The 22,800-nt window shown below is 33.7% G+C and carries 26 protein-coding genes and 1 tRNA gene; 25 read left to right on the top strand and 2 right to left on the bottom strand.

The annotated features are described in order from the left end of the window. Nucleotides 1-38 precede the first annotated feature (38 nt). From RVY88_RS06055 to RVY88_RS05990, 14 genes are all read left to right on the top strand, one after another. Complete coding sequence (locus tag RVY88_RS06055; protein ID WP_002848231.1) at nucleotides 39-905, top strand: menaquinone biosynthesis family protein; 867 nt, start codon at nucleotides 39-41, stop codon at nucleotides 903-905. Next, a complete protein-coding gene (fliQ, locus tag RVY88_RS06050; RefSeq protein WP_002848233.1) occupies nucleotides 905-1,171 on the top strand; it encodes a flagellar biosynthesis protein FliQ in 267 nt (88 codons plus the stop codon). The genes RVY88_RS06055 and fliQ overlap by 1 nt, the downstream gene beginning before the upstream one ends. Beyond that, nucleotides 1,168-1,929 (top strand): UDP-N-acetylmuramate dehydrogenase, encoded by a 762-nt coding sequence (locus tag RVY88_RS06045; RefSeq protein WP_002848234.1) that lies wholly within the window; start codon nucleotides 1,168-1,170, stop codon nucleotides 1,927-1,929. Before fliQ ends, RVY88_RS06045 begins: the two co-directional genes overlap by 4 nt. A gap of 120 nt (nucleotides 1,930-2,049) precedes the next feature. After that, nucleotides 2,050-2,124: transfer RNA gene (locus RVY88_RS06040), tRNA-Asn, on the top strand. A 119-nt stretch (nucleotides 2,125-2,243) separates the two neighbouring features. Then, on the top strand, nucleotides 2,244-2,573 hold the full coding sequence (locus RVY88_RS06035; RefSeq protein ID WP_010396050.1) for a hypothetical protein: 330 nt from the start codon (nucleotides 2,244-2,246) through the stop codon (nucleotides 2,571-2,573). A 4-nt stretch (nucleotides 2,574-2,577) separates the two neighbouring features. After that, a complete protein-coding gene (locus RVY88_RS06030) occupies nucleotides 2,578-2,895 on the top strand; it encodes a hypothetical protein (protein ID WP_002848236.1) in 318 nt (105 codons plus the stop codon). A 56-nt stretch (nucleotides 2,896-2,951) separates the two neighbouring features. Next, nucleotides 2,952-3,695, top strand: a complete 744-nt coding sequence (locus RVY88_RS06025) for a phosphatidate cytidylyltransferase (protein WP_002848237.1) — start codon at nucleotides 2,952-2,954, stop codon at nucleotides 3,693-3,695. Then, entirely contained in the window at nucleotides 3,692-4,774 is a 1,083-nt protein-coding gene (locus tag RVY88_RS06020) for a 1-deoxy-D-xylulose-5-phosphate reductoisomerase (protein ID WP_002848238.1), read from the top strand. Before RVY88_RS06025 ends, RVY88_RS06020 begins: the two co-directional genes overlap by 4 nt. Continuing rightward, the gene (locus tag RVY88_RS06015; protein WP_011731738.1) at nucleotides 4,774-5,406 is read left to right on the top strand and encodes a DNA-3-methyladenine glycosylase I; all 633 of its coding nucleotides are present in this window, start codon (nucleotides 4,774-4,776) and stop codon (nucleotides 5,404-5,406) included. Before RVY88_RS06020 ends, RVY88_RS06015 begins: the two co-directional genes overlap by 1 nt. Next, entirely contained in the window at nucleotides 5,396-6,649 is a 1,254-nt protein-coding gene (locus tag RVY88_RS06010) for a uracil-xanthine permease family protein (protein WP_002848243.1), read from the top strand. The genes RVY88_RS06015 and RVY88_RS06010 overlap by 11 nt, the downstream gene beginning before the upstream one ends. Nucleotides 6,650-6,652: 3 nt before the next feature. After that, a complete protein-coding gene (locus RVY88_RS06005) occupies nucleotides 6,653-7,390 on the top strand; it encodes a M15 family metallopeptidase (protein WP_011731740.1) in 738 nt (245 codons plus the stop codon). Further along, entirely contained in the window at nucleotides 7,374-8,723 is a 1,350-nt protein-coding gene (locus RVY88_RS06000; RefSeq protein WP_065844616.1) for a M99 family carboxypeptidase catalytic domain-containing protein, read from the top strand. The genes RVY88_RS06005 and RVY88_RS06000 overlap by 17 nt, the downstream gene beginning before the upstream one ends. Next, nucleotides 8,720-9,727, top strand: coding sequence for a tRNA (adenosine(37)-N6)-threonylcarbamoyltransferase complex transferase subunit TsaD (gene tsaD, locus RVY88_RS05995; RefSeq protein ID WP_010401903.1), 1,008 nt, complete (start codon nucleotides 8,720-8,722; stop codon nucleotides 9,725-9,727). The genes RVY88_RS06000 and tsaD overlap by 4 nt, the downstream gene beginning before the upstream one ends. Before the next feature lie 23 nt (nucleotides 9,728-9,750). Further along, entirely contained in the window at nucleotides 9,751-12,126 is a 2,376-nt protein-coding gene (locus RVY88_RS05990; RefSeq protein WP_202930986.1) for a tetratricopeptide repeat protein, read from the top strand. Here RVY88_RS05990 and miaA read toward each other — a convergent pair. Continuing rightward, nucleotides 12,121-13,023: a tRNA (adenosine(37)-N6)-dimethylallyltransferase MiaA gene (gene miaA / locus RVY88_RS05985; protein ID WP_162167404.1), complete on the bottom strand. Its 903-nt coding sequence runs from the start codon at nucleotides 13,021-13,023 to the stop codon at nucleotides 12,121-12,123. The genes RVY88_RS05990 and miaA overlap by 6 nt on opposite strands. Nucleotides 13,024-13,107: 84 nt before the next feature. Between miaA and mqnP the strand changes: the two genes are divergently transcribed. From mqnP to RVY88_RS05960, 5 genes are read left to right on the top strand one after another with little or no spacing between them, the layout of a single operon-like run. Next, nucleotides 13,108-13,977 carry a menaquinone biosynthesis prenyltransferase MqnP gene (gene mqnP, locus RVY88_RS05980; RefSeq protein WP_002848261.1) on the top strand — a complete coding sequence of 290 codons (870 nt, stop codon included), beginning with the start codon at nucleotides 13,108-13,110 and terminating at the stop codon, nucleotides 13,975-13,977. Next, the gene (locus RVY88_RS05975; RefSeq protein WP_002848263.1) at nucleotides 13,971-14,474 is read left to right on the top strand and encodes a hypothetical protein; all 504 of its coding nucleotides are present in this window, start codon (nucleotides 13,971-13,973) and stop codon (nucleotides 14,472-14,474) included. The genes mqnP and RVY88_RS05975 overlap by 7 nt, the downstream gene beginning before the upstream one ends. Further along, nucleotides 14,467-14,991: a DUF6115 domain-containing protein gene (locus RVY88_RS05970; protein ID WP_011731743.1), complete on the top strand. Its 525-nt coding sequence runs from the start codon at nucleotides 14,467-14,469 to the stop codon at nucleotides 14,989-14,991. The genes RVY88_RS05975 and RVY88_RS05970 overlap by 8 nt, the downstream gene beginning before the upstream one ends. Beyond that, the gene (gene moaA / locus RVY88_RS05965; RefSeq protein WP_162167403.1) at nucleotides 14,991-15,959 is read left to right on the top strand and encodes a GTP 3',8-cyclase MoaA; all 969 of its coding nucleotides are present in this window, start codon (nucleotides 14,991-14,993) and stop codon (nucleotides 15,957-15,959) included. The genes RVY88_RS05970 and moaA overlap by 1 nt, the downstream gene beginning before the upstream one ends. Further along, nucleotides 15,959-16,684 (top strand): 7-carboxy-7-deazaguanine synthase QueE, encoded by a 726-nt coding sequence (locus RVY88_RS05960; protein ID WP_065844613.1) that lies wholly within the window; start codon nucleotides 15,959-15,961, stop codon nucleotides 16,682-16,684. Before moaA ends, RVY88_RS05960 begins: the two co-directional genes overlap by 1 nt. A gap of 73 nt (nucleotides 16,685-16,757) precedes the next feature. Here RVY88_RS05960 and RVY88_RS05955 read toward each other — a convergent pair whose 3' ends face one another. Further along, nucleotides 16,758-17,906, bottom strand: a complete 1,149-nt coding sequence (locus RVY88_RS05955) for an iron-containing alcohol dehydrogenase (protein WP_162167402.1) — start codon at nucleotides 17,904-17,906, stop codon at nucleotides 16,758-16,760. Nucleotides 17,907-17,999: 93 nt separating this feature from the next. Between RVY88_RS05955 and RVY88_RS05950 the strand changes: the two genes are divergently transcribed. The 6 genes from RVY88_RS05950 to polA are packed head-to-tail and all read left to right on the top strand — an operon-like array spanning nucleotide 18,000 to nucleotide 22,757. Then, complete coding sequence (locus RVY88_RS05950; RefSeq protein ID WP_002848273.1) at nucleotides 18,000-18,581, top strand: 6-pyruvoyl trahydropterin synthase family protein; 582 nt, start codon at nucleotides 18,000-18,002, stop codon at nucleotides 18,579-18,581. Continuing rightward, the gene (locus tag RVY88_RS05945; protein WP_002848275.1) at nucleotides 18,581-18,760 is read left to right on the top strand and encodes a hypothetical protein; all 180 of its coding nucleotides are present in this window, start codon (nucleotides 18,581-18,583) and stop codon (nucleotides 18,758-18,760) included. The genes RVY88_RS05950 and RVY88_RS05945 overlap by 1 nt, the downstream gene beginning before the upstream one ends. Nucleotides 18,761-18,766: 6 nt before the next feature. Then, on the top strand, nucleotides 18,767-19,174 hold the full coding sequence (locus RVY88_RS05940; protein ID WP_162167401.1) for a hypothetical protein: 408 nt from the start codon (nucleotides 18,767-18,769) through the stop codon (nucleotides 19,172-19,174). Further along, entirely contained in the window at nucleotides 19,171-19,824 is a 654-nt protein-coding gene (locus tag RVY88_RS05935) for a 16S rRNA (uracil(1498)-N(3))-methyltransferase (protein ID WP_011731744.1), read from the top strand. Before RVY88_RS05940 ends, RVY88_RS05935 begins: the two co-directional genes overlap by 4 nt. Nucleotide 19,825: 1 nt before the next feature. Continuing rightward, nucleotides 19,826-20,152: a hypothetical protein gene (locus RVY88_RS05930; protein WP_002848281.1), complete on the top strand. Its 327-nt coding sequence runs from the start codon at nucleotides 19,826-19,828 to the stop codon at nucleotides 20,150-20,152. Continuing rightward, nucleotides 20,130-22,757 (top strand): DNA polymerase I, encoded by a 2,628-nt coding sequence (gene polA / locus RVY88_RS05925; RefSeq protein ID WP_162167400.1) that lies wholly within the window; start codon nucleotides 20,130-20,132, stop codon nucleotides 22,755-22,757. The genes RVY88_RS05930 and polA overlap by 23 nt, the downstream gene beginning before the upstream one ends. The last annotated feature ends 43 nt before the right edge of the window (nucleotides 22,758-22,800 follow it).

The following is a 22,800-nucleotide window of genomic DNA, read 5'->3' as shown; positions in this document are numbered from 1 at the left end:
AATACACTGCTAACAAAAAGTCAAAAAAGGTAAAAAATTTGAAAAATGTAAGCGTAGCTCACTCTCCAGATGCCGATGATATTTTTATGTATGAAGCTATTAAATTCGGCTGGATTGATAGTAATATTTTGCAATTTTCAAACACCCCAGCCGATATACAAACGCTAAATTACGAAGCCATAAAAGGGACTTATGACGTGACTGCTATAAGTTTTGGTTTGTATCCGTTTATATATGAAGATTACGCTCTTTTACGTACTGCAGTGAGTTTTGGAGAGGGATATGGACCAAAATTAATTAAGAAAAAAGGCGTTACTTTAAAACCAAATTTCAAAGTCGCGCTTAGCGGTGAGCATACTACAAATGCGCTAATTTTTAAGATAGCTTATCCAAATGCTAGAGTTGTTTATAAAAACTTTTTAGATATAGAAAATGCGGTTTTAAGCGGTGAAGTCGATGCCGGAGTTCTTATACACGAGAGTATTTTGGATTTTAGTAGTGAGCTGTGCGTGGAGCGTGAAATTTGGGATATTTGGTGTGAGCTTAGAGGAGATGATTCATTGCCACTTCCTCTTGGGGGAATGGCACTTAGAAGGAGTTTGCCTATAACCGACGCTATAGAGTGTGAAAGAGTTCTTACAAATGCAGTTGAGGTTGCGAACAATAATAAAAAACTACTTTGTAAAATGCTTCTTGAGCGAAATTTGGTAAGAGTAGATGATAAAAAACTTGAAATATATCTTAATTTATACGCAAACGATAATTCGATAAGTATGAGTAAAATACAGATAAAAGCAGTCGATAGGCTTTTCGAGCTAGGTTATAAACATGGATTTTATGGAAATTTAATAACTTCTAGCCCTAATCTCATACCGACTGAATATTTAGAAAGCAGAAACGCTTAATGCAAGGTGATCTTATAGGACTTGGAGTAGAAACGTTTAAACTAGCTTTGCTTATAAGTTTGCCGATGCTGCTTGCTGGACTTATCGCAGGACTTATAATAAGCATTTTTCAAGCTACTACTCAAATAAACGAGATGACTCTTAGCTTCGTACCAAAAATCATTTTAGTTGTCGTTATAATCATATTTTTAATGCCGTGGATGATGAATCAGATGATAGAATTTACTGCTAGAATACTAAATATGATACCGACTTTTATCCAATGAAAATAGATTTTTCAAAGCTTAGTTCAGTGAAAATCGGCGGTATTTTCGATGTGGAGATAATAGACAAAATACGTGATTTTGATGGAGTTTTGATAGGCGGAGCAAATAATATATTAATCTCGCCCAATCCTCCAAAAATGGGAATTTTAAGTTCTAAATTTGATTATATTAAATTTGAAAACGGTATTTTAAAAGTAGGTGGGAAAACCAAAACCTCCACTCTTTTTAAATTTGTTCAAGAGCATAGGCTCGGCGGATTTGAGTTTATAAAAAAAATTCCTGGAACAATGGGCGGCTTGATTACTATGAATGCCGGTCTGAAAGAGTATGAAATATCACAAAATTTAAAAAATGTAACTACGAATTTCGGTCAAATTTTAAAAAACGATTGCGATTTTAGCTACCGACACTCATCTATCAAAGGTGTTATTTACGAAGCTAGTTTTGAGATTGTGCGTGAGTTTAGCGATGAGCTGAGTTTGTTTTTGAACGCAAAAAGAACAAACCAGCCAAAAGGCGCTAGTTTTGGCTCTTGTTTTACAAATCCAAAAGGGAAATACGCCGGAGCTTTACTTGAAAGTGTTGGATTAAAAGGTTTTAGGATAGGCGGATGCGGATTTAGCGAGATTCATGCAAATTTTTTGATAAATTACGGCAGAGGAAGTTTTGAAGATGCCGTGAGTCTTATAAATTTAGCTAAAAAACGGGTTTTAGATGAGTTTGGAATAGAGTTAAAAAGCGAAGTTGTTATATTGTAGTCGATGTTTTTGTTTTAAAATTTAATAAAACCTCTGCTAAATAAAAAATATTTTTAAAAAATACTGTTTGGATTATTGACAAATACAAAAGTTTTCGTTATAATCTCAACTCTTTTTTATTCCGGATTAGCTCAGCGGTAGAGTAGTCGGCTGTTAACCGATTGGTCGCTGGTTCGAATCCAGCATCCGGAGCCACTTCAAATTTAAATCAACTTACATCTATAGATAATCCTAAATTTGCCGATTACTATTTAAAGATTTTATTTTTATTTTATCAAATTTGGATAAAATCATAAAAATTAAGGAGGAGTATAATGGCAATTACTCCATTAGCAAATACGCTCTATGTTAATCAAAACACTCCAGCAGCAGCTAGTGTGCAAGGTGATTTTCAATCAAAACTCGAGCTTCAGTCCGCCATTGCAGCCCAAAATGCAGCCGAAAAGAAAAAAGAAGTAGAGGAGATCCGACCTACCGAAGAGACTTATAAAATAGATCCAGAGCATGAGCATCAAAAGAAAAAAAATGATCAAGAGCTTAGCGAACAAGATGAGACTTCTGATGAAAATTTAGATGAAAACGGTTCTGAGGATTTAGAAATAGACGAGTCGCAAGAAGTACATAAACTAGATATCGTTGTTTAGTTTTATGAAGATAATCATTGTTTTTCTGCTTGTCTTAGCAGCGTTTGGAGCCGATGGGATAAATAAAGTAGAGATAAAAAGTATAGAAAACAGAGTGCTTAAAGCCGATGTTTTTGGTAAAAATATAAATAGTTTGCTAGTAATTTATAATAACAATAATATCACAAATAGCTGCAAGCTAAAAGCGAGCGGAGCTACATTTGATTCTATCATAAGAAAATGGGAATTAACCTGCAATCTTCCAAATATCTCAAGCAAACTTGAGATCAGATATTTAGATTCGCTAAATAAACCAAATCAATTAACTAAATTTATAGAGTAATTTTAGGCTCTTTTTTAGTTAAAATTCGCTAATATTTCATATAAAAAGGAAATAAAGTGAAAAATCGCATCATAACTGGTTTAGTGCTATTTGCAGTTTTTTTAGTTGTTGCGCTGCTTGATATATTTTGGCTAAATTTTTTGATATTTGGTCTTATTTTAGCCGTAGCTTTTTTGGAGAGTTTGAAACTATTTAAGATAGAGTACAAAAGTCTTGTTTTTATAGTTTTGGCATTTTTTTCGATACTTCCGTTTTTAACCGGAATAAATGATATATTTAAAGTTATTTTATTAAATTTAATAGCCGTTGCTTCGGTTTTGGCATATACAAAATCTGAAAATTTAAAGTTTATACTACCTTTTTTATATCCTAGCGTTCCTATATTTATGATGTTTGCTTTATATCAAAATTATGGAATTGCCTGCTTATTTTGGTTGATTTTCACTATCGTGATAAGCGATAGCGGAGCGTATTTCACCGGAAAAGCATTCGGTAAGCACAATTTTTCTGCTTCAAGTCCAAATAAAACTATAGAAGGCGTTATAGGCGGAGTTATTTTAGGAAGCGTTTTGGGGGCTGTTTTTGCATTTGTATTTGTAGATGTTGAGTATAGCGTTGCCATTTTTTGTTCGGTGTTAATGAGTGTACTTGGAGTTTTTGGAGATTTATTTGAGAGTTACTTAAAAAGGCGCGTAGATCTCAAAGATAGCGGCACTGTTTTAGGCGAACACGGAGGCGTTTTAGATAGAATAGACGGATATCTTTTTGGTGTAGTTGCTATGTTTTTGGTACTTGCATGATACTATTAGGCAGTAGCGGCAGCATAGGAAAAAATGTTGCTTTTTTGGCTATGAAGTATGGTATCAAACTAGATGCTTTAGCTTGTAAAACAGATTATAAAGAACTTAATAGCCAAATTTCTAAATTTAATCCTAAATTTGTTTATATAGAAGATAATAAATTAAAAAATCTTGTGGAGCATAGTAGAGTTTTTACTAGCAAAGATGGCATAGATAAATTTTTAGAAGCTTGTTATGATGAGTTTGGTTCTACCGTTGTTATCAACTCATTAGTGGGTTTTAGTGGGTTGAGACCGAGTTTAGTTTCTCAAAAACTTGGATTTAAGCTAGCTTTGGCAAATAAAGAGAGTTTAGTAGCAGGCGGTAAATTTTTAGACACAAAAAGTATTAATCCTATAGATAGTGAGCATTTTGGGCTTAAATTTTTGCTTAAAAATAGACCTGCTGTCAAAAAAATGATTATAACTGCGAGCGGTGGCGCATTTTATGATATGCACATAAACGAACTTGAGTTTGTAACTGCTAAAAGCGCTCTGAAACATCCAAATTGGAGCATGGGAGCAAAAATAACTATAGATAGTGCAACTATGGCAAACAAGCTATTTGAAGTGCTTGAAGCTTATCATTTATACGGTATTAAAGATATAGATGCTTTTATAGAGCGTACATCTTGTATTCATGCTCTTATAAGTTTTATGGACGGTTCTACTACTGCTCATATATCAAGAACCGATATGAAACTAGCCATTGCTCATGCAATAGGTCTTGAAGAGAAAGAAATCTTAGAACCTATTGATATTTTAAGCTTAAAAAATATTAGTTTCAATACTATAAATTTAAAAAAATACCCTATATTTACTCTAAAAAAAGATGTTTTAAATAATCCGGATTTAGGCGTTATCATAAATGCGGCAAATGAAGAGATGGTATATAAATTTTTAAATAACGAAATTTCGTTTTTAGATATCAATAGAGCTGTTTTTAAATCGCTTGATAAATTTGGAAGCGTTAAAATAGACGATGAAGATACTGTTTTTGAGATAGATAAAAAAGTCAGAGAGTTTTGTAAAGGATTTTAATGTTGATGAAAGAGCGTTGCGGTTGGGTAGGAGATAGCCAAATATATATCGATTACCACGATTATGAGTGGGGGCGACCGGTTCATGATGACAAAAAATTATTTGAAATGCTGACTTTAGAAACCATGCAAGCAGGACTTTCTTGGATCACGGTTTTAAAAAAAAGAGAAGCATATAGACAAGCTTTTTGTGGCTTTGATCCAACTAAAATAGCACTTTTTGATAAAAATAAAATTGATGAGCTAATGCAAAATCAAGGAATTATCAGAAATAGATTAAAACTTGAATCGGCCGTTAATAACTCTTTGATTTTTCTTGAAATTCAAAAAACTAGAGGAAGCTTTGATGAAATGATATGGGAATACGTTGATTATAAACCTGTTGTCGGACGATGGAAAAAAATCTCAGATTTACCGGTCTCAACTCCGCTTTCTGATAAGATAAGTAAAGATTTAAAAAAATTAGGATTTAAATTTGTAGGATCAACTACGATTTATTCATTTATGCAAGCTATAGGTATGATGAACGATCATTTAACGAGCTGCTTTGCGTACGAAGAAATTTGTAAAATAAAAGATAATAAAAATCAAAAGAATTTAGATGGTTTTGTAAAGGATCGAAATGAAAAATAGTAGCGTTTATGACGGCTATCATTTCAGAGTTAGCGATGCACTTTTTGGCGTACAATTTTTATTTGTAGCTTTTGGCGCTCTCGTACTTATGCCGATCCTAACCGGACTTGATGTGAATGTTGCGCTATTTACAGCCGGTATTGGTACTCTTATTTTTCAAATTTGCACTAGAAAACGTGTAGTTCCGATATTTTTAGCTTCGAGTTTTGCTTTTATAGCGCCTATAGCTTTTAGTATACAAGAGTGGGGACTACCAGCCACTATGGGCGGAATAGTTGCTGCCGGACTATTTTATGTAGTTCTTAGTTTTATAGTTAGATTTAAAGGTCAAAAATTTATATATAAACTTTTGCCTCCAGTGGTAGTTGGCCCGGTTATCATAACTATAGGTTTGATACTATCTCCAAGTGCGGTAGATATGGCTATGGGAAAAGGAGCTAGCTATTCAAATGAAATTGCTTTAAGCATAGCAGGAATTTCACTTTTATCTACCATCGTTGCGATAATATTTACTAAAGGTATTTTCAGACTTATACCTATAATAATAGGAATAAGCGTAGGATACGTAGTTTCTATTATTTACGGAGTTGTCGATTTTTCTCCTATAGCTAAAGCTAGTTGGATATCTATGCCAAATTTTACCGCTCCTAGTTTTGAGCTAAATGCGATACTTTATATGATACCAGTCGCGATAGCTCCCACCATAGAGCATATAGGAAATATTTTAGCCATAGGAAATGTTACGAAAACTGATTTTATAAAAGATCCCGGGCTTAAAGATACGCTTTTAGGAGATGGTTTAGCTACATCTGCAGCTGCATTTTTCGGAGGACCGCCCAATACGACTTATTCAGAAGTAACCGGAGCTGTGCGACTTACAAAAGCATTTAATCCAGGTATTATGACTTGGACTGCTATAACGGCTATACTTTTGGCTTTTGTGGGCAAATTAGGCGCGTTTATAGCGACTATTCCCGCTGCTGTTATAGGCGGTATAATGGTGCTTTTATTCGGTATTATAGCAAGCGTGGGAATGGAAACTCTTATCAAGCATAAAGTAGATTTGGCAGATCCTAGAAATATGATAATAGTATCTTTGATATTAGTTTTTGCTATAGGAGGAATGGTGTTTGATTTCGGTGCGGCTAGTTTTAGCGGAATAGGGCTTGGTGCAATTATGGGCGTGATTTTAAACTTAGTGCTTCCAAAAACAGATAAATTTGATGGATATGATGGATATTAACATATGGATAGACGTAAATTTATAAAAAATAGTTTAGGACTTTTAGGAGCATGTGCGTTTCCTAGCACGGCGTTTGGTAGTAGTGATTTTTATATAGACGATAAGTCGCTTTTTGATAGTACTTTTAGTAAATTAAAAGCCGTGCAGTCTCATATAGGATTTGGGTATTTTAATATAATTAGTTTTGATGAGGTATTAAAAATAGCTAGAAATTCAAAAATCGGTGCATTTAATACAGCTCAAATAAATTTTATGGACTTTATGTTTAGTGAGGATCCTAAAAAATATGGTTTTTACGGTAGGAAAACTTGCGATAGATTAACTAGCGCTATAAATAAAAAAGATATCGTTAAAATACCTAGAACAGGTCATTATCTATTTAAAGGATTGCCTTATGATGTATATACTAGACTTGTTAAAGATGTTGGAGATACGCTATTTCTCACAAGCGGCGTAAGAAGTGTGCCAAAACAGATGTATTTATATATGAATAAGATAAAAAATAGCAGTTATAATATATCAAAAGCTAGTTTTTCGCTAGCTCCTCCTGCTCATAGTTACCATAGTATTGGTGATTTTGATGTTGGAAAACACGGTTTTGGTGCGCTTAATTTCACCGAGGAGTTTATAAAAACAGATGAATTTAAAAAGCTTATTGAGTTAGAGTACGTATCTATAAGATATACGAAAAAAAATTTAGATGGAGTTAGATTTGAACCGTGGCATGTACAGATTAATTAGTTTTATTGTGGCGTTGGGCTTTTTAAATGCTCTTTTAGCAGAGGATCTTGAGTATTCTTTTATCAAAAAAGGTTATGACGATAACAATACGGTTCTTGTCATAGGCGGTATACAAGGCGATGAGCCGGGAGGTTTTTTGGCAGCTAGTTTGTTGGCTACTGATTATAATATTACAAAAGGTTCGGTTTGGGTAGTTCCGAATTTGAATTTCGCTAGTATTATAAAAAGAGATCGTGGAATTTATGGAGATATGAATAGAAAATTTGATTATATAAGCAGTAATGATCCTGATTTAAAAAGTGTACAAGGCATAAAAGATTTAATAGTAGATCAAAACGTCTCTTTGATACTAAATTTACACGATGGAAGCGGATTTTATAGACCAACATATATAAACGATATGGAAAATCCAAGAAGATGGGGCAATAGCTCTATTATAGATCAAGTTAGTTTAGACGGCGTACCATACGGGAATTTAGAAGAGATCGCCTCTAGAGTTGTATCTAAAATCAATGAAAAAGCTCTTAAAGATCAGCATAAATATTATATTAGAAATACGCAAACTGCAAAAGGCGATAAAGAGATGCTAAAATCTCTCACTTACTTTGCCATTAAAAAAGGTAAAGCCGCATTTGCAAACGAAACTAGCAAATCTTTGCCTAGCCATGAGAGAGCCTATTATCATCTTTTGGCTATAGAAGAGTATTTAAAAGTCGCCGGAATCGAGTTTGAGAGAAATTTTGATCTTACTCCAAGAGGGGTTAAAAACGCTATAGAAAAGGAGATCGAGATAGTTTTATTTGATAATAAATTTTTCTTAAGTTTAGATCATCCAAGAGCTAGAATAGGCTACGTTCCTATACCTAAAAATATCGCGCTTGAGTACAACGCGAGCAATCCTCTAACTGCTCTTGTCAAAGATAAAGATGGCTATAGCGTGCATTATGGAAATAGAGTTTTAACAAAATTAGTACCCGAGTATTTTAAGTATTCAAGCAGTATAAATAAAGTTGGAGTCGAGATAGACGGCAATGAGACTAGAGAGATAAGTTTAGGCTCAAAAATAAATGTAGAAAATAGTGTAAAAATCATCAAACAAGATGGAATTAGAGTAAATTTTATAGGATACGGAAGTCAACCTATAGATGAGTCAAGTATTTCTATACATAAAAAAAATATCAAAAGAAACTATTCAATAGATAAAAAAGGAAAAACTTTTAGAGTTGAGTTATATGAGCAAAAAGACGGCGAGCAAGATAAATTTATAGGTATGTTTTTAGTAGAATTCGCGTCTTTAGAGGCTTTTACATTTGTAGATGTGGCCGGACTATGATCTTAGGTATAGAAAGCAGTTGCGATGATAGCTCCATAGCTCTTATGGATATAGATAACTTTGAGTTAAAAAAATATAAAAAAATTACTCAAGAAAACGAGCATTCTAAATTCGGAGGCGTAGTTCCAGAACTTGCCGCTAGGCTTCATACCGCCGCTATTCCAAATTTAATAGAAGATGTAAAGGAATTTTTTACATCCATAAAAGCCGTTGCTGTTACAAACGAGCCTGGACTTAGCGTGAGTTTGATAAGTGGCGTGAGTGCGGCAAGAGCTTTAAGCTTGGCTTTAGGTATTCCGTTAATAGGAGTAAATCATCTCATAGGTCATATCTACTCTCTGTTTTTAGATAAAAATGTTGTTTTGCCCCTTGGTGTACTTTTGGTGAGCGGTGGACATACTATGGTTTTAAATATCGATGAAAGCGGTTACATAAAGTTGATAGCCACAACTAGCGACGATAGTTTCGGAGAGAGTTTTGATAAAGTAGCTAAAATGATGGATTTAGGATATCCGGGCGGAGCCATTATAGAAAAATTAGCTTTGAGCGGAGATAAGAATCGATTTAATTTTACGGTTCCATTAAAACATGATAAAAGGTTGGAATACAGTTTTTCGGGGCTTAAAAATCAAGTTAGAACGCAGATTTCTAAATTTGAGAGTTTGAGTCTTCAAGACAAAAGCGATATAGCTTCAAGTTTTCAGTATACTGCTATTTCTCACATAACAGATAAGTTAGAAAAGATTTTTAGTGAGTATAAATTTAAAAACTTCGGTGCTATAGGCGGAGGAAGTGCAAATCAAGTTTTGAGGTCAAATTTGGAGCAAATTTGCGAGAAATTCGGCTCAAATTTAATGTTTGCTCCGCTTAAGTTTTGTAGTGATAATGCTGCTATGATAGCACGCGCAGGAGTTTGTAAATATAAAAATAAATGCTTCACAAAGCCTCTTGATATGTCGATAAATCCAAGATGTAAGCTTGATGGCGCAAATCTTTATTTTTAAATTTTTATGTTATAATCTTTTTAATGAAATATATAATTTTAATAAATTTGATCGTTATTAATATGTTTGGCTTTACTCTTAGCGTAAATAGCGGAAAAGATATGGGCAACGACTACTATATAGCACATTTAGAAGATACTTCTGATATCGTATGTCTGAAAAATACCAACCAAAAAGGTACGACTTATATATGTAAAGTCAATGCTAAGATGAGCGGTGATATAGAAGATCAGGATTTGCCGTTTATGAAAGTTAGTTTTGAGCCGAGCAAAGATGGATTTATCGTCACTATAGTTCCTAAGCTAAACTCGAAATTAATCGATTCTAGTAGAGCTTTGTTTGATTATGAAGATGTGATATCTAAGCCCGCAACTAGTTCTAGGCATTTTACTTTGATAATGGATAATAGAATTAATGAATACTCAAACTTAGATAGCGACGGTATAAATTTTCCGATAAAATATCCAAATGTTCTAAGACCGTCTATAGGCGCTTTAGATCTTAACAAAGAACCTCTTACTTATGAAGAAAACGGTGATGTAGGCGTATATCTTTCTATTAAAAAAAGCTATGAGCAAGGCGGATATAGCGATGCTTTAAGAGACGCTACAAAAGCTTTAAGCTTGCATCCTAATAGTATATTTAAAAGCGAGTTTTGGCTCTATTATATACGTTCGCTTGACAAACTTTCTAAAAGAGTAAACGACTATAAGTCTGCTGAAAAATTTAGCAATCAAATAATAGACGCAGCTAAAAAATGGATGAAAAGTTATGGATCAGATAGAAACTATCCAGAAGTTTTGTATATGCTTATGAACGCATATCTCACAAGCGATATGGCGAGCGATGCAAACTACTCTTTGGATATACTGATGACTGAGCATCCAGACTCTCATTTTACCAAAATGGCGATACTGTCATACGCCGATGATCTGTTTACAAAGGGAAAAACAGAAGACGCTATCAGGCTTTATGAAGATGTTTTATACTCTTCAAACGATATAAATATAGCCAGCAGAGCCGCTTTTAAACTTGCTAAAGTTAGTTTATCGGCTCTTAAATTTGATGAAGCTAAAGATTATATGCAAAAAGTTATAAATGCAAACAAAAACTTTATTTTAGAAGATAGAGACGCCGCTATGCAAATTGCCGGTGAGTTTAGAGATAAAGAGATGTACGATATAGCTTCTGAAATTTATAAAATAATATTTGAAGGATCAAATAGAACCGATAATTTTTATGAGCCTTCGCTTAGAAATTTGGCCATAACTCTTACAAAAACAGATCATCCAAAAGAGGCTTATGAGTATCTAAAAAGATATCAAAAAGAGTTTAGCACTAGTGAATATATGCCTGAAATTTCAGCCGGAATCGACAGACTGTTTTTTGAATTTAACGATAAAACAAGCGAAGAAAAGCATGAGTATTATCAGAGTTTAATGGATAAATATAAGGGTCTAGATATAGGTAAAAGAGCACTTAAAGAAGAAGTAAAACTAAATTTTGATGAGAAAAAATATCAAAAAGTTTTAAACTATACGACAAAAATCAGAGATTTAAATGACACTGCTACTTTGGATATATTAAATAAATCAGCAGTGGTTTTAGCCAACTCGTCAAATCAGAGCGGAGACTGCAGAACAGTTGTCAAGCTAGTAAGCAACTACTCTATACAAAATGATATAAAAGATAAATTTAAGTTATTTAACTGCTATGATAGAACCGGTAAATTTGAAGATGCTTTTAATCTTTCTGTTTCGCATATAAAAGATCCGGATTTAAACAACAGAGTTCAATGGTTTGCAAATTTAAGTAAGGTTTTATACCGGCTTGGCAGATATGAAGAGGTGATTAGAGCTAGCGACGAAGCTCTTGGTTTGGCGGCTAGCGTGCCGTATTCAGACCCTACTGAATCTATTTTTTACAGATTTTACTCTTTGTTGAAATTAAATAGATTTGAAGAGGCAATTTCTAGTATAAATGCGCTTGAGAGTTTAAGGGGGAATGATTTAAAACTTGTTGAGGTATATGACGCTGCGGCAAAATATGCATATGAAAAAGGTTTTGATAGTGCGGCATTTAATTATTCAAAAAAGACTATCGATATGCAAACAAAGCTAAATATAAATACGTTTAGCCCCGATATTGATTTTATATATATTTCTGCTTTGGTAAAAATTTCTAAATTTGAAGATGCTCTTATGAGCGCAAGAAAGCTTCTTGATATACGTTTGAAACCAGATACTCGTTTAAGAGCATTATATCAAGTAGCAGAAATTTATATAAATTTAAATGATTTTGACTCCGCAAAACCGTATATAAGCGAGTGTCTAAACTCGAATTTTGACTCTCCTTGGAAAAGTCTTTGTGAGCAGCAAAAAAAGCTTATAGGCTTATAAATTTAAATATTTATCTAAAAAATGTTTGACTTTAAGGCTTTTTGCATCTAATATAATCCTATCTTTAAATGTTCCTGAGTTGAACGTTCGTTGTTTTTTAGCTAATTGAATAGTATGGATCGATATGAGATTTTCTAAATTTAAAATAGCCTCTTTGCTTTTTATATCTCCTAATTTTGCTTCAAAATATTCGCCGCACTCTTTAAGACCTATGGATTTTAGTGCTTTGATATCTTTTGGGTAGGTGGTAAAAAGTTTTTTGGCTTCATCTATAAGACCTGAGTTTAACATAATTTTCGTTCTGTTTTTTATGCGATTTTTTAACTCTTCTTTATCCCAGTTTAGTTCGTATATTTTTAAGTTTTGTATAGTTGGGGCAGAGGTGTTTTTGACTAACCAATTAGTTGGAATTTCGTTTGTTAATTTATAAATTTGATACCATTTATGAAGTCTAAATTCGTCATTTTTGCTAAATTTAGATGTGAAATTTGGATCGATCTTCTCTGCGATGCTCCAAATTTCGTCATTGTTAAGTTCTATCTTTATCTTTTCAAGTTTTGGACTAAGTCCTTTTAACATAGATTTGAGATAAAACCCGCTACCACCAGTTATGATAAGCGGACAATTTTTTGATATTGCAAATTCCTTTGCTTTATGATACTCTTTTATAAAATCCCCAACACAAAAATGGCTATCTGGATATACTAAATTTATCCCAAAATGCTTTATGATGCTTAACTCGTTTTTGTTTGGTTTTGCGCTTGCTATATCTATGTTTTTGTATAAACAAAGCGAATCAAGACTCAAAATAACAGCTTCGATTTCTTTTGCTAACTCTATAGAAAAGCTGCTTTTTCCGCTCGCCGTTGTTCCGATAAGAGCAAATTCGTAAAACATTCTCACCCTTTTTTAGTGCGATTTTATCAAAAAAAAGCTAAATTTATAAAAAATTAGATAAAATAAGTAGTTTAAAGGAAGATTATGGCTAAATTTACTCAAATTTTAAAAGATATAAACGAACTGATAGTTTTCAAACATTCAGTTTTTGCACTACCGTTTTTGTTTTCTGCTATGATAACAGCTAGTAAACTTGAAAGCGGTTCTATGTGGTTTGGAATTCCGCTTTTAATCCTCGGTATTTTATGTGCAGTTAGCGCTAGAAATTATGCTATGGCATTTAATCGCTACCTTGATGAGGATATAGACAGACCAAATCCAAGATGTGCTTCTCGCCCGAGCGTAGATGGTAGAATAGGGCGCAAAAATCTTCTCTTATTTATAATCGTAAACGGTATTATTTTTATCGTCGTGGCGTATTTTATAAATTCACTTGCATTTTGGTTGAGTTTTTTATTTTTAATAGTTCTTGGCGGATACTCTTATTTTAAGAGATTTTCTAGTTTGGCTCACGTTGTTTTAGGATTTTGTCTTGGCTTGTCTGTTATAGCCGGAGCTATAGCTGTTAGCGGAAACATTCCTCTTTGGTCTATACTTCTTTGTTTGGGTGTAATTTTTTGGGTCGGAGGATTTGATATTTTATACTCTTTACAAGATATACAGTACGATAAAAAAGTCGGACTTTATAGCATTCCTGCTATCTACGGAGAAAAATCAGCTATGTTTATCTCGGCTTTATTTCACTCTTTAGCCGTTGTTTTTTGGCTACTTTTTGCAGGTGCTGCAGGACTAAGTTTTTTTGGTTTTTTAGGTGTCATTTTATGCGCTTTAGTACTTTATAAAGAGCATACAATAGTCAGGGCTGATTTTAAAAAAATTGACAAGGCATTTTTTACATTAAATGGCTATTTAGGCATTATGTTTTTACTATTTGTGTGGGTGGATTTATGGTAGATTTCAGACTTATAGACTCTAAGGTCGCAGTTAGCTTTGAAGAAGATGTGGATTTCAAATTTGAACTTGAATTTAATGAGAGCAGATCAAATATTGATGAATGGCTAAGCCACGAAAAAGCAAGAGGAGAGAGTGAAAATTCAGATCCTCTCACTTTGAAGCTTTTAGTTGAGCTTTACAAAAAAGTAGATGAGCTTTCAAATTTAATAAAAAATGAAAAAACTCCGCCAAAGCCTTTAAAACATATGAAAATAACAGATAAAATAGGCTTTGAAGGATTTAGTTTTGATGAGGATTGTTTGGAAAAAGATGTTATTTATTTTGCTAAAATTTCATTGCCTCTTTTCATCAAAAGAGAGATTTTGCTCTATTTCAAAGCAGTAGACTGCAAAACCGCAAAAATAGTAAGAATAGCAAGAAGCGATGAAAAAGAGTGGTCGTCTTATGTAGCCGAGAGTGAGAGATTAGAGATAAGGAAACAAAAAGGTAATGAGTAGCGAAATTTTTATCTATGTTGGTTTTGGACTGCTTTTTTTAGTTTTGTTTGGGCTTATTTATTCAAGAGATGCTCAGTCAAATAGTAAATTTGCTAAATTCGAACTTGTTTTAGAGGGTTTAATAAAAGAAAATTATCAGTTAAAAAAACAGCTAAACGAGCAGTTAAATCAACCCATAGTAATGCAAAACGATATAAATTTAAAAGATATATATGATCAAATAGATGCTAAAATCACAGACGGCATAAATGCCAAAGTCATTCCCATGTTAGAGAGTGTAAAAAGTATAGAAAAAGTCATTGATGATTTTCAAAATGATCAACAAAATAGAATATATAATCTAGAAGAGCGAACAAAAACTATAAGCAAAATTACTCCTCCGGGTTTTGATGATAATGATGAAAATAGAATTATCCAGCTATATAGTTCAGGAAAAAGCATAGAAAACATTGCTAGAGATTTGAGACTTAGTGTAGGTAGGGTGATAATGGTTTTAAAATTTCATAAGGTGATTTAATGCTGATAGATAGCTATGGAAGAGTTGTTGATTATTTAAGAGTTTCAGTGACTGAGAGGTGTAATTTTCGCTGTAGATACTGTATGCCAGATGAGCCTTTTAAAGACGCTGGTCACAGTAATGTTTTGAGCTATGAGGAGATGTTTGAGTTTATAAAAATATGTCTTGATAACGGCGTTAAAAAGATCAGGCTTACAGGCGGGGAACCTCTTGTAAGAAAAGGAGTTGAAAACTTTGTAGCCATGATAAACGGCTATAAATCAGGACTTGATCTAGCGATGACTACAAACGGTTATTTTTTAGCAAAAAAAGCACAAGCTCTAAAAGACGCCGGACTTAAGCGTATAAATATATCTTTAGATACGTTAGATAAAACAAAAGCCCATTTTATTGCTAGAAAAGATGTTCTTGATAATGTTATAGAAGGCATTGAAACAGCATGCAATTTAGGATTCGGTGTAAAGATAAATACCGTTGCTTTAAAAAGCGTAAATGACAATGAATTGATATCTCTTATGGACTTTGCAAAAGAAAAAGGCGCTCAGATCCGCTATATCGAATTTATGGAAAATTCTCACGCCTCTAGCGAGTTACAAGGGCTTAATAAAGATCAAATTCTAAACATTATTTCTAAAAAGTACAATATAAAAGAGATAACAAAAAGTCCAAATAGCCCATCGAGTCTTTTTGAACTTGAAGACGGTTATAAATTCGGTATAATAGACCCACATAAACATGATTTTTGTTCTACTTGTAATCGCCTAAGACTCAGTGCCGAAGGGCTTTTGATACCGTGCTTGTACTATGAAGACGGAAAAAGTATAAGAGAAGCAATGAGAGCGGGGGATATAAAAAAAGCTTGTGAAATTTTAAATCAAGTTTTGGCTGATAAACCTGAAAAAAACAAATGGGAAAATGACGGTAAAGGTGAGATATCTAGCCGTGCATTTTACCAAACAGGCGGCTGATGGTAAATGTAGTCGAGTATTTTACCAGCGTTCAAGGTGAAGGTAAATTTAGTGGTCGCTACTCGCTTTTTATCCGCCTTGGGGGATGCAACCTTTCTTGTAAAGGTTTTGGCGTCAAAATAAAATCCCCAAAAACAGGCGAGATATTAGTTGGGTGCGATACGATCAAAGCAGTGCAGACAGCGCATTTTGAGCATAATAAATTTGATTTTGAAGCTCTTGTAAATTTAGTAAAAGAAACGGAGTTTAAACCACTCATCGTAATAACTGGCGGTGAGCCGCTACTTTGGTATAAAGATGAAGATCTGATCAAATTTATACAGTGGTGTTTTGAGCAAAATTACGAAGTGCATTTTGAAACAAACGGCAGCATTTTTGTTGATTTTGATAAATTTAAAGTGTATAAAAAGTGTAAATTCGCAGTAAGCGTGAAGTTGGCAATAAGCGGCGAGCCAAAATCTAAAAGAATAAACCAAAAAGCCTTACAAGCTATCTTTGCTAACGCAGATGCGTTTTATAAATTTGTGATTTGTAGAAGTGAGCTTGGCGAGATAAACGAGATATTAGAGCTACAAAACGGCGAAGTTTGGTGTATGCCTTTAGGAAAAAATATATCCGAACTAAGTAAAAACGCTAAGAGAGTAGCTGAGTTTTGTATTAAAAACGGCTTTAATTACTCCGACAGACTCCATGTGCGCTTATGGAACGACAAAGAAGGCGTGTAATTAGCTAACGAAATAGGCTTTGTCTTTTTAGAGTTTCTTTGCAAGTGGCGATATTTATCTTATCAAAGTAAGCTTAACACTCCAAAAGTATCTGTTTTGCGGCTCTGTAGTCGATATTGCCATGCTCTCCGACGATTAAATTTCTTTGCTTAAAACGTTCGCTTATTAAATTTGCAACGCATGCTTTATCCATACCGAGTTCAGTTAAAGTAGTAGCTATTCCGGTGCTTTTAAAAAAGTTTTCGATCTCGTCTATGCAGCTTTTTGCCACGCTTATTTCATCTCCATCCAGCCCAAAAACTTCGCGTCCCATTTTGGCTAATTTAGCTTTTTTAAACTCGAGATTATATCTTAAAAGTCTAGTTGTAACGACAGCTAAACTAAGTCCGTGATCCAAACCATAAACCGCACTTAGCTCATGACCTATGGCGTGACTTGACCAGTCGCTAGTACATCCTACACTACACCAGCCATTTAGTGCGCAAGTCGCCGCCCAGCATAAATTCGCTCTTGCGTCATAGTTTTGCGGATCGTTTATGGTGATTTTTGCGTTTTTTATCACGGTTTTTATCACCGCAAAACAAAAACCGTCTTGTACATCGGTATTTAGATCCACAGTTGCATACTGTTCTAGTATATGTACGAAAGTATCAACTATACCGTTTTGAATTTGGGCTAGCGGAAGGCTAAAAGTTGTTTTTGGATCTATGATGCTAAACTTAGGATATAAAAGCTCGTTTCTAAAGCTTCTTTTTATCTTTAAACTATCATTGGATATAACTGAAACGCAGTTCATCTCGCTTCCAGTAGCCGGTAAGCTCATCACGCAGCCAAGCGGTAAGGCTTTATCGAAATATGCTCTTTTGCTTACTATATCCCAAGGATCTCCATCAAATTTAGCCGTAGCGGCTATAAATTTAGTGGCGTCCAAAACACTTCCGCCTCCAACGCTAAGTAAGAAATCTATACCATCACGCTTTATTAAATTCACAGCTTTTAAACAAGTTTCGAGTTTAGGATTTGGCTCTATTCCCCAAAACTCGCTTACGTTATGTTTATTTAGAGCATTTTTTACTTGTTCATATATACCGTTTTTTCTTACGCTTCCACCGCCGAAAATAATTAGTATCTTTAAATTCTCAGGCAATAAATTTGAAAGCTTAGGTATCGTGTCTTTCCCAAAAACTATCTTTGTAGGACACTCAAAACTAAAATTATTCATATTAAAGCTCCTGATATTTATATAAAATTTGTACGATTATATCTTAAGTTAATGAAAGATTAGGTAAAATATAAGCAAAAACAGTGAGCAACTATGATTATTAGAAAAATGTATGACTATGAAAATGCCCATATAGTAAGGTTTTGCAGCTCTAAAAGATGTCGCGAAAGTCTGCATGGTCATAGTTATAAATGTGAGGTAATGTTAAGCTCAAATTATCTTGATAATGCAGAAATGGTGTATGATTTTGGTTTGATGAAACAAGGAATTAAAACTATAATCGACAGTTTTGATCATACCACAACTCTATATTCAAAAGATGACATTGAGTATAAAAATGATATAAAAAAGTATTCTAAAAGGTGGATAGAGCTTCCTTATAATCCAAGCGCCGAGCAGTTTAGCAGAGTATTTTTCGTGCTTATAGATAGGCTTTTAGGACTTACTGTGATGAGAAATGGCGAGAGAGAAGTGAAACTTCATAGCATTATCGTTCATGAAACGGCTAGCGGATATGCTCAGTGTTTTTATGAAGATGCTTATAATCCAAATATGGGTATAATAAATTTAGAAGATATAGTATTTAGCCAAGGTATTATAGAAGAGTGGAAAGACGCGATGTTTTACGATAAGTTAAAAAACGGTATTAAATTTATAAATCCAAAGGAGTGCTGATGAAGTTTGTATGGCTATTTGCGGCTTTTATCCTGTTTTTATCGGGCTGCTCAAACGAGGAGCAAAAACCGGTTCAGAATGTAGTTTCTGAAACTCCGCCTCCAGATGTGCCTATAGCAAAAAGTGACGCGAATATAAATATAGATAAAGATTTCCCGCCAGCGCCAGTAGCAGAGTAGGCAAATATGGTAGAAACTTATGAAATGAGTACGTGGCTGCATCTTAGTTTTATTAAGATACTGCTAGGGCTTTTAATTTTGCATATCGTTTTGGTTTTTGTAGGCGATACATCTAAGTTTTCGTATATAAAAAGACTTATGTATTTTTTGCCTACCTATTATGTTTTTTTGGCTTTTATATTTTTTACGGGCGTATTAAATTTAGCTATTTTACATTTTAGTATTAGTTTTAGCGTAGTTTTTATGATAGTGTGCTGGATAGCTTTGATACCTTTTGGGGCTGCCGGATTTAAGAGATTAAAACGAGTTCGCATCACAAAAGAATTCTCCAAATTTAAAAAATTTATGATATTTAAAATAGTTTGTGAGATAATTTTGGTTGTTTTAGCAATCGTCGTTGGAGTAGTATTTTGAAATTTCTATATGATGAAAATGCTAAAAATGAAATTTTAGAGATAAAAGGCGATAGTTTTAATCACCTAAAAGCAAGGCGTCAAAACGTAGGCGATAGAATTGATATAAGAAATTTAAAAGACGGTTATAGTTATATTTATGAAATTATTAAATTTGAACGAAAAGCCACTTGCGAGCTTGTATTTAAATCTCTTACGAAAAGTCTTGATAGTGATCTGGTTTTAGCTTGGGCCGTAGTCGATCCTAGCGTCATAGAAAAGACTCTACCTAGTTTAAATGAGCTTGGAGTGAAGAAAATTATATTTGTATATACTGATTTTTCTCAAAGAAATATAAAGCTTGATTTTGATAGATTTCGTAGGATTTTGATAGGATCGTCGCAGCAATGCGGCAGAAACTCCATTATAGAATTTGAAATTTTTGCAGATATAGATGAGTTTTTAAAAGTACATAAAAACGTGAGTTTGATAGATTTTGGAGGAGACAGCCTAGATAATGCTAATGGAAGCGAAGTGCTATTTGTAGGAAGCGAGGGCGGTTTTAGCGCACAAGAAAGAGTTAAGTTTTTAAATCGGTATTGTCTAAAATGTCCAAATATCCTTAAATCAAATACCGCAATAATAAGCGTTGCGAGTAAGTTCTTGGTGTGATATGGCTATAATTTTACTTATTTTTGTCTGTACTTTACATGCTTTTATATGTTCGGTTCCTGGATTTATTATCGGATTTTGGTGGGATATAGATAGATATAAAAAGTATATATTTTTTATTTTGGTGCTGATTTTATCGGCATTTTTAGAGATGAATAGACTCGATGCTCCATTTAGCAATATAGTTATTAGCTTTTTAGAAGATATTTTGGGGGCTTATTTTGGACTGTTTGTGTTGCTAAGTTTCAAAAATATGGCAAAAAGAACGGGTCTGTGCAAAATATGCGATAAATTTAGGAGAAAACATGAAGAGCTTGACGATAATTGATACTTTTGGATTTTTTTTCAGACTTTATTACGCAATGAGCGGTCTTAAAAGTCAGAGCGGTAAACCAAGCGGAATGGTGCATGGATTTGCAAATTTTATCTATAATCTTAAGCAAGATTTTCCGAGTGATTATATAGTTTTTGCTTTAGATAGTGGTGGAAAAACTTTTAGAAGTCAGATTGATCCTAACTACAAAGCAAACCGAGTTAGCCCTCCTCAAGAGCTAAAAGATCAGCTTCCAGTATGTATAGATATGATAGAAAAAATGGGGCTTTGTAGCCTTAGAGTAGAAGGTTATGAGGCGGATGACATCATAGCTAGTTTTATAAAAAATAGCAAAGATCAAGATCTAGAAATAAGAATAGTAACTCACGATAAAGATCTTTACCAATTGATAGATGATAGAGTAAGTATATTTAGTCCTGCAAAAAAAGAGCTTTATAATCGTGATGGTTGTTATGAAAAATACGGAGTTTATCCTGAGCAGATAAGAGATTTTTTAGCATTGTGCGGTGATAGCGCGGATAATATCCCAGGGGTTAAAGGTATCGGAGAAAAAGGTGCGAAAAAACTTCTTGATGAGTTTGGAAGCATAGAAAATCTATATGAAAATTTAAGTCAAGTAAGAAATGAGAGAACGAAAAATATGCTTTTTGAAAGCAAAGAGAACGCTTTTATTTCAAAACGTCTAGCGACTTTATATGATGAACTTGAAACGCCAAATCTTCAAAATGCTATTTTTCCGATGTCTAATCCTTTGCTAAAAGTCATTGATACGTTAAAAGACTATTCGCTTAGTCGTCTTTTGGCAACCTTAAAATCTAGCGATGAAGATAAAATTTTGAGTTTTACTCCGGTACTTTTAACGGATGAAAGTGAGCTTATAAGGCTTTTAGAAGATATGAATAGCGAAATTATGATTAGTTTTGATACGGAAACTACTTCAACAGATGCCAAAATAGCTAAAATAGTCGGTTTTAGCTTTTGTTTTAATGAGCAAACCAGCTATTACGTGCCTTTAGCTCATAGCTATCTTGGAGTCGAATCTCAGATTAGTATGAACAGTGCAAAATGGGCGATATCTCAAATTTACAAAGGTTTTGTAATAGGACAGAATTTAAAATACGATTTTAGAATAATAGCAAATAACTTTGGTATCGAGCCTCCTAAAAATTACTCCGATACAATGATATTAGCGTGGTTAGATGATCCAAGCAGCAGCGTCGGCATGGATAATTTGGCCAAGAAGCTTTATAATTATGAAACCATTAAATTTGAAAGTGTAGTAAAAAAAGGCGAGGATTTTTCTAGTGTCGATCTACAAAGTGCTTCAAAATACGCTAGCGAAGATGCGTGGATAACACTTAAATTTTATAAAACTTTCACAAATAAATTAGAAGAAAGCATGCTAAATATAGCAAAAAACGTTGAATTTCCTTTTATATTAACACTTTTTGATATGGAAAGTAACGGCATAAGATTAAATTTAGAAAAATTAAGAGCGCTTATACTGCGAAATGACTCTGCTTTGCGAGCTTTGACAACTGAAATTTATGAGCTTTGCGAGCAGAGATTTAATATAAACTCAAGTAAACAGCTAGGTTCTGTTTTGTTCGATTATCTAAAACTTCCTGCGAAAAAAAAGACAAAAACAGGTTATAGCACCGATGAAAGCGTACTTAGTGAGCTTTTAGATTTACATCCATCTATAGAAAAAATACTGGAGTATAGAGAGTTATATAAACTTCAAAGTACATATTGTGAGCCGCTTTTAAACTTAGCCATAAAAGATGAGAATCATAGAGTTTATACAAATTTTATTCAAACCGGAACAGCCACAGGAAGACTCTCGAGTAAAAATCCAAATTTACAAAATATACCTGCTCGCGGAAATTTGGCAAAAGATATGAGGGCTGTTTTTGAGCCAAAAGACGGTTATAGTTTGATATCTCTTGACTACTCTCAGATAGAGCTTAGACTTTTAGCGCATTTTAGTTGCGATCCTGCGCTTATAGAAGCTTTTAAAAATGGAGATGACATACATGCAAGAACTGCTATAAGCATATTTGGAGAAAGTAATACGCAAAATCGAGCCATAGCAAAATCCATAAATTTCGGATTGATTTACGGAATGGGATCAAATAAATTGAGCAATGAGCTCAGCATCGATAAAAAGAGCGCAAAAGAGTATATTGATCGCTATTTTAAGGCATTTTCGACTATAAAAGATTTTTTAGATAGTATAAAAAATAGAGCCAAAAATGACGGCTTTGTAGAAACATTGATTGGGCGAAAGAGGTATTTTGACTTTGGCGGTGCCACTCCTATGCAACTTGCGATGTTTGAGAGAGAAGCTGTAAATACTAAATTTCAAGGCAGTGCAGCCGATATAATAAAAATTGCTATGATAAAAGTAAAAGATCTCTTAAATGATGATGCAAAAATGCTTTTACAGATCCACGATGAGCTTATATTCGAGGTGCGAGATGAAATAGCACCTAGCTTTGCTAAAAACGTGCAAGAGCTTATGCAAACAGTAGTTGCTCTCAATGTGCCTTTGGTTGCAAATTGGGGTATGGCGAAAAATTGGGGCGATTTAAAGTAAGATTTTTTTACATTAAGTTATTTTTTTGCTAATTTATGCAATA

Origin of the sequence: Campylobacter sp. TJR-1, assembly GCF_032840035.1 — a bacterium.
Classification (GTDB): domain Bacteria; phylum Campylobacterota; class Campylobacteria; order Campylobacterales; family Campylobacteraceae; genus Campylobacter; species Campylobacter fetus.
Note: the sequence above shows the minus strand (reverse complement) of the source record. Positions and strands in the feature narration are given on the sequence as shown.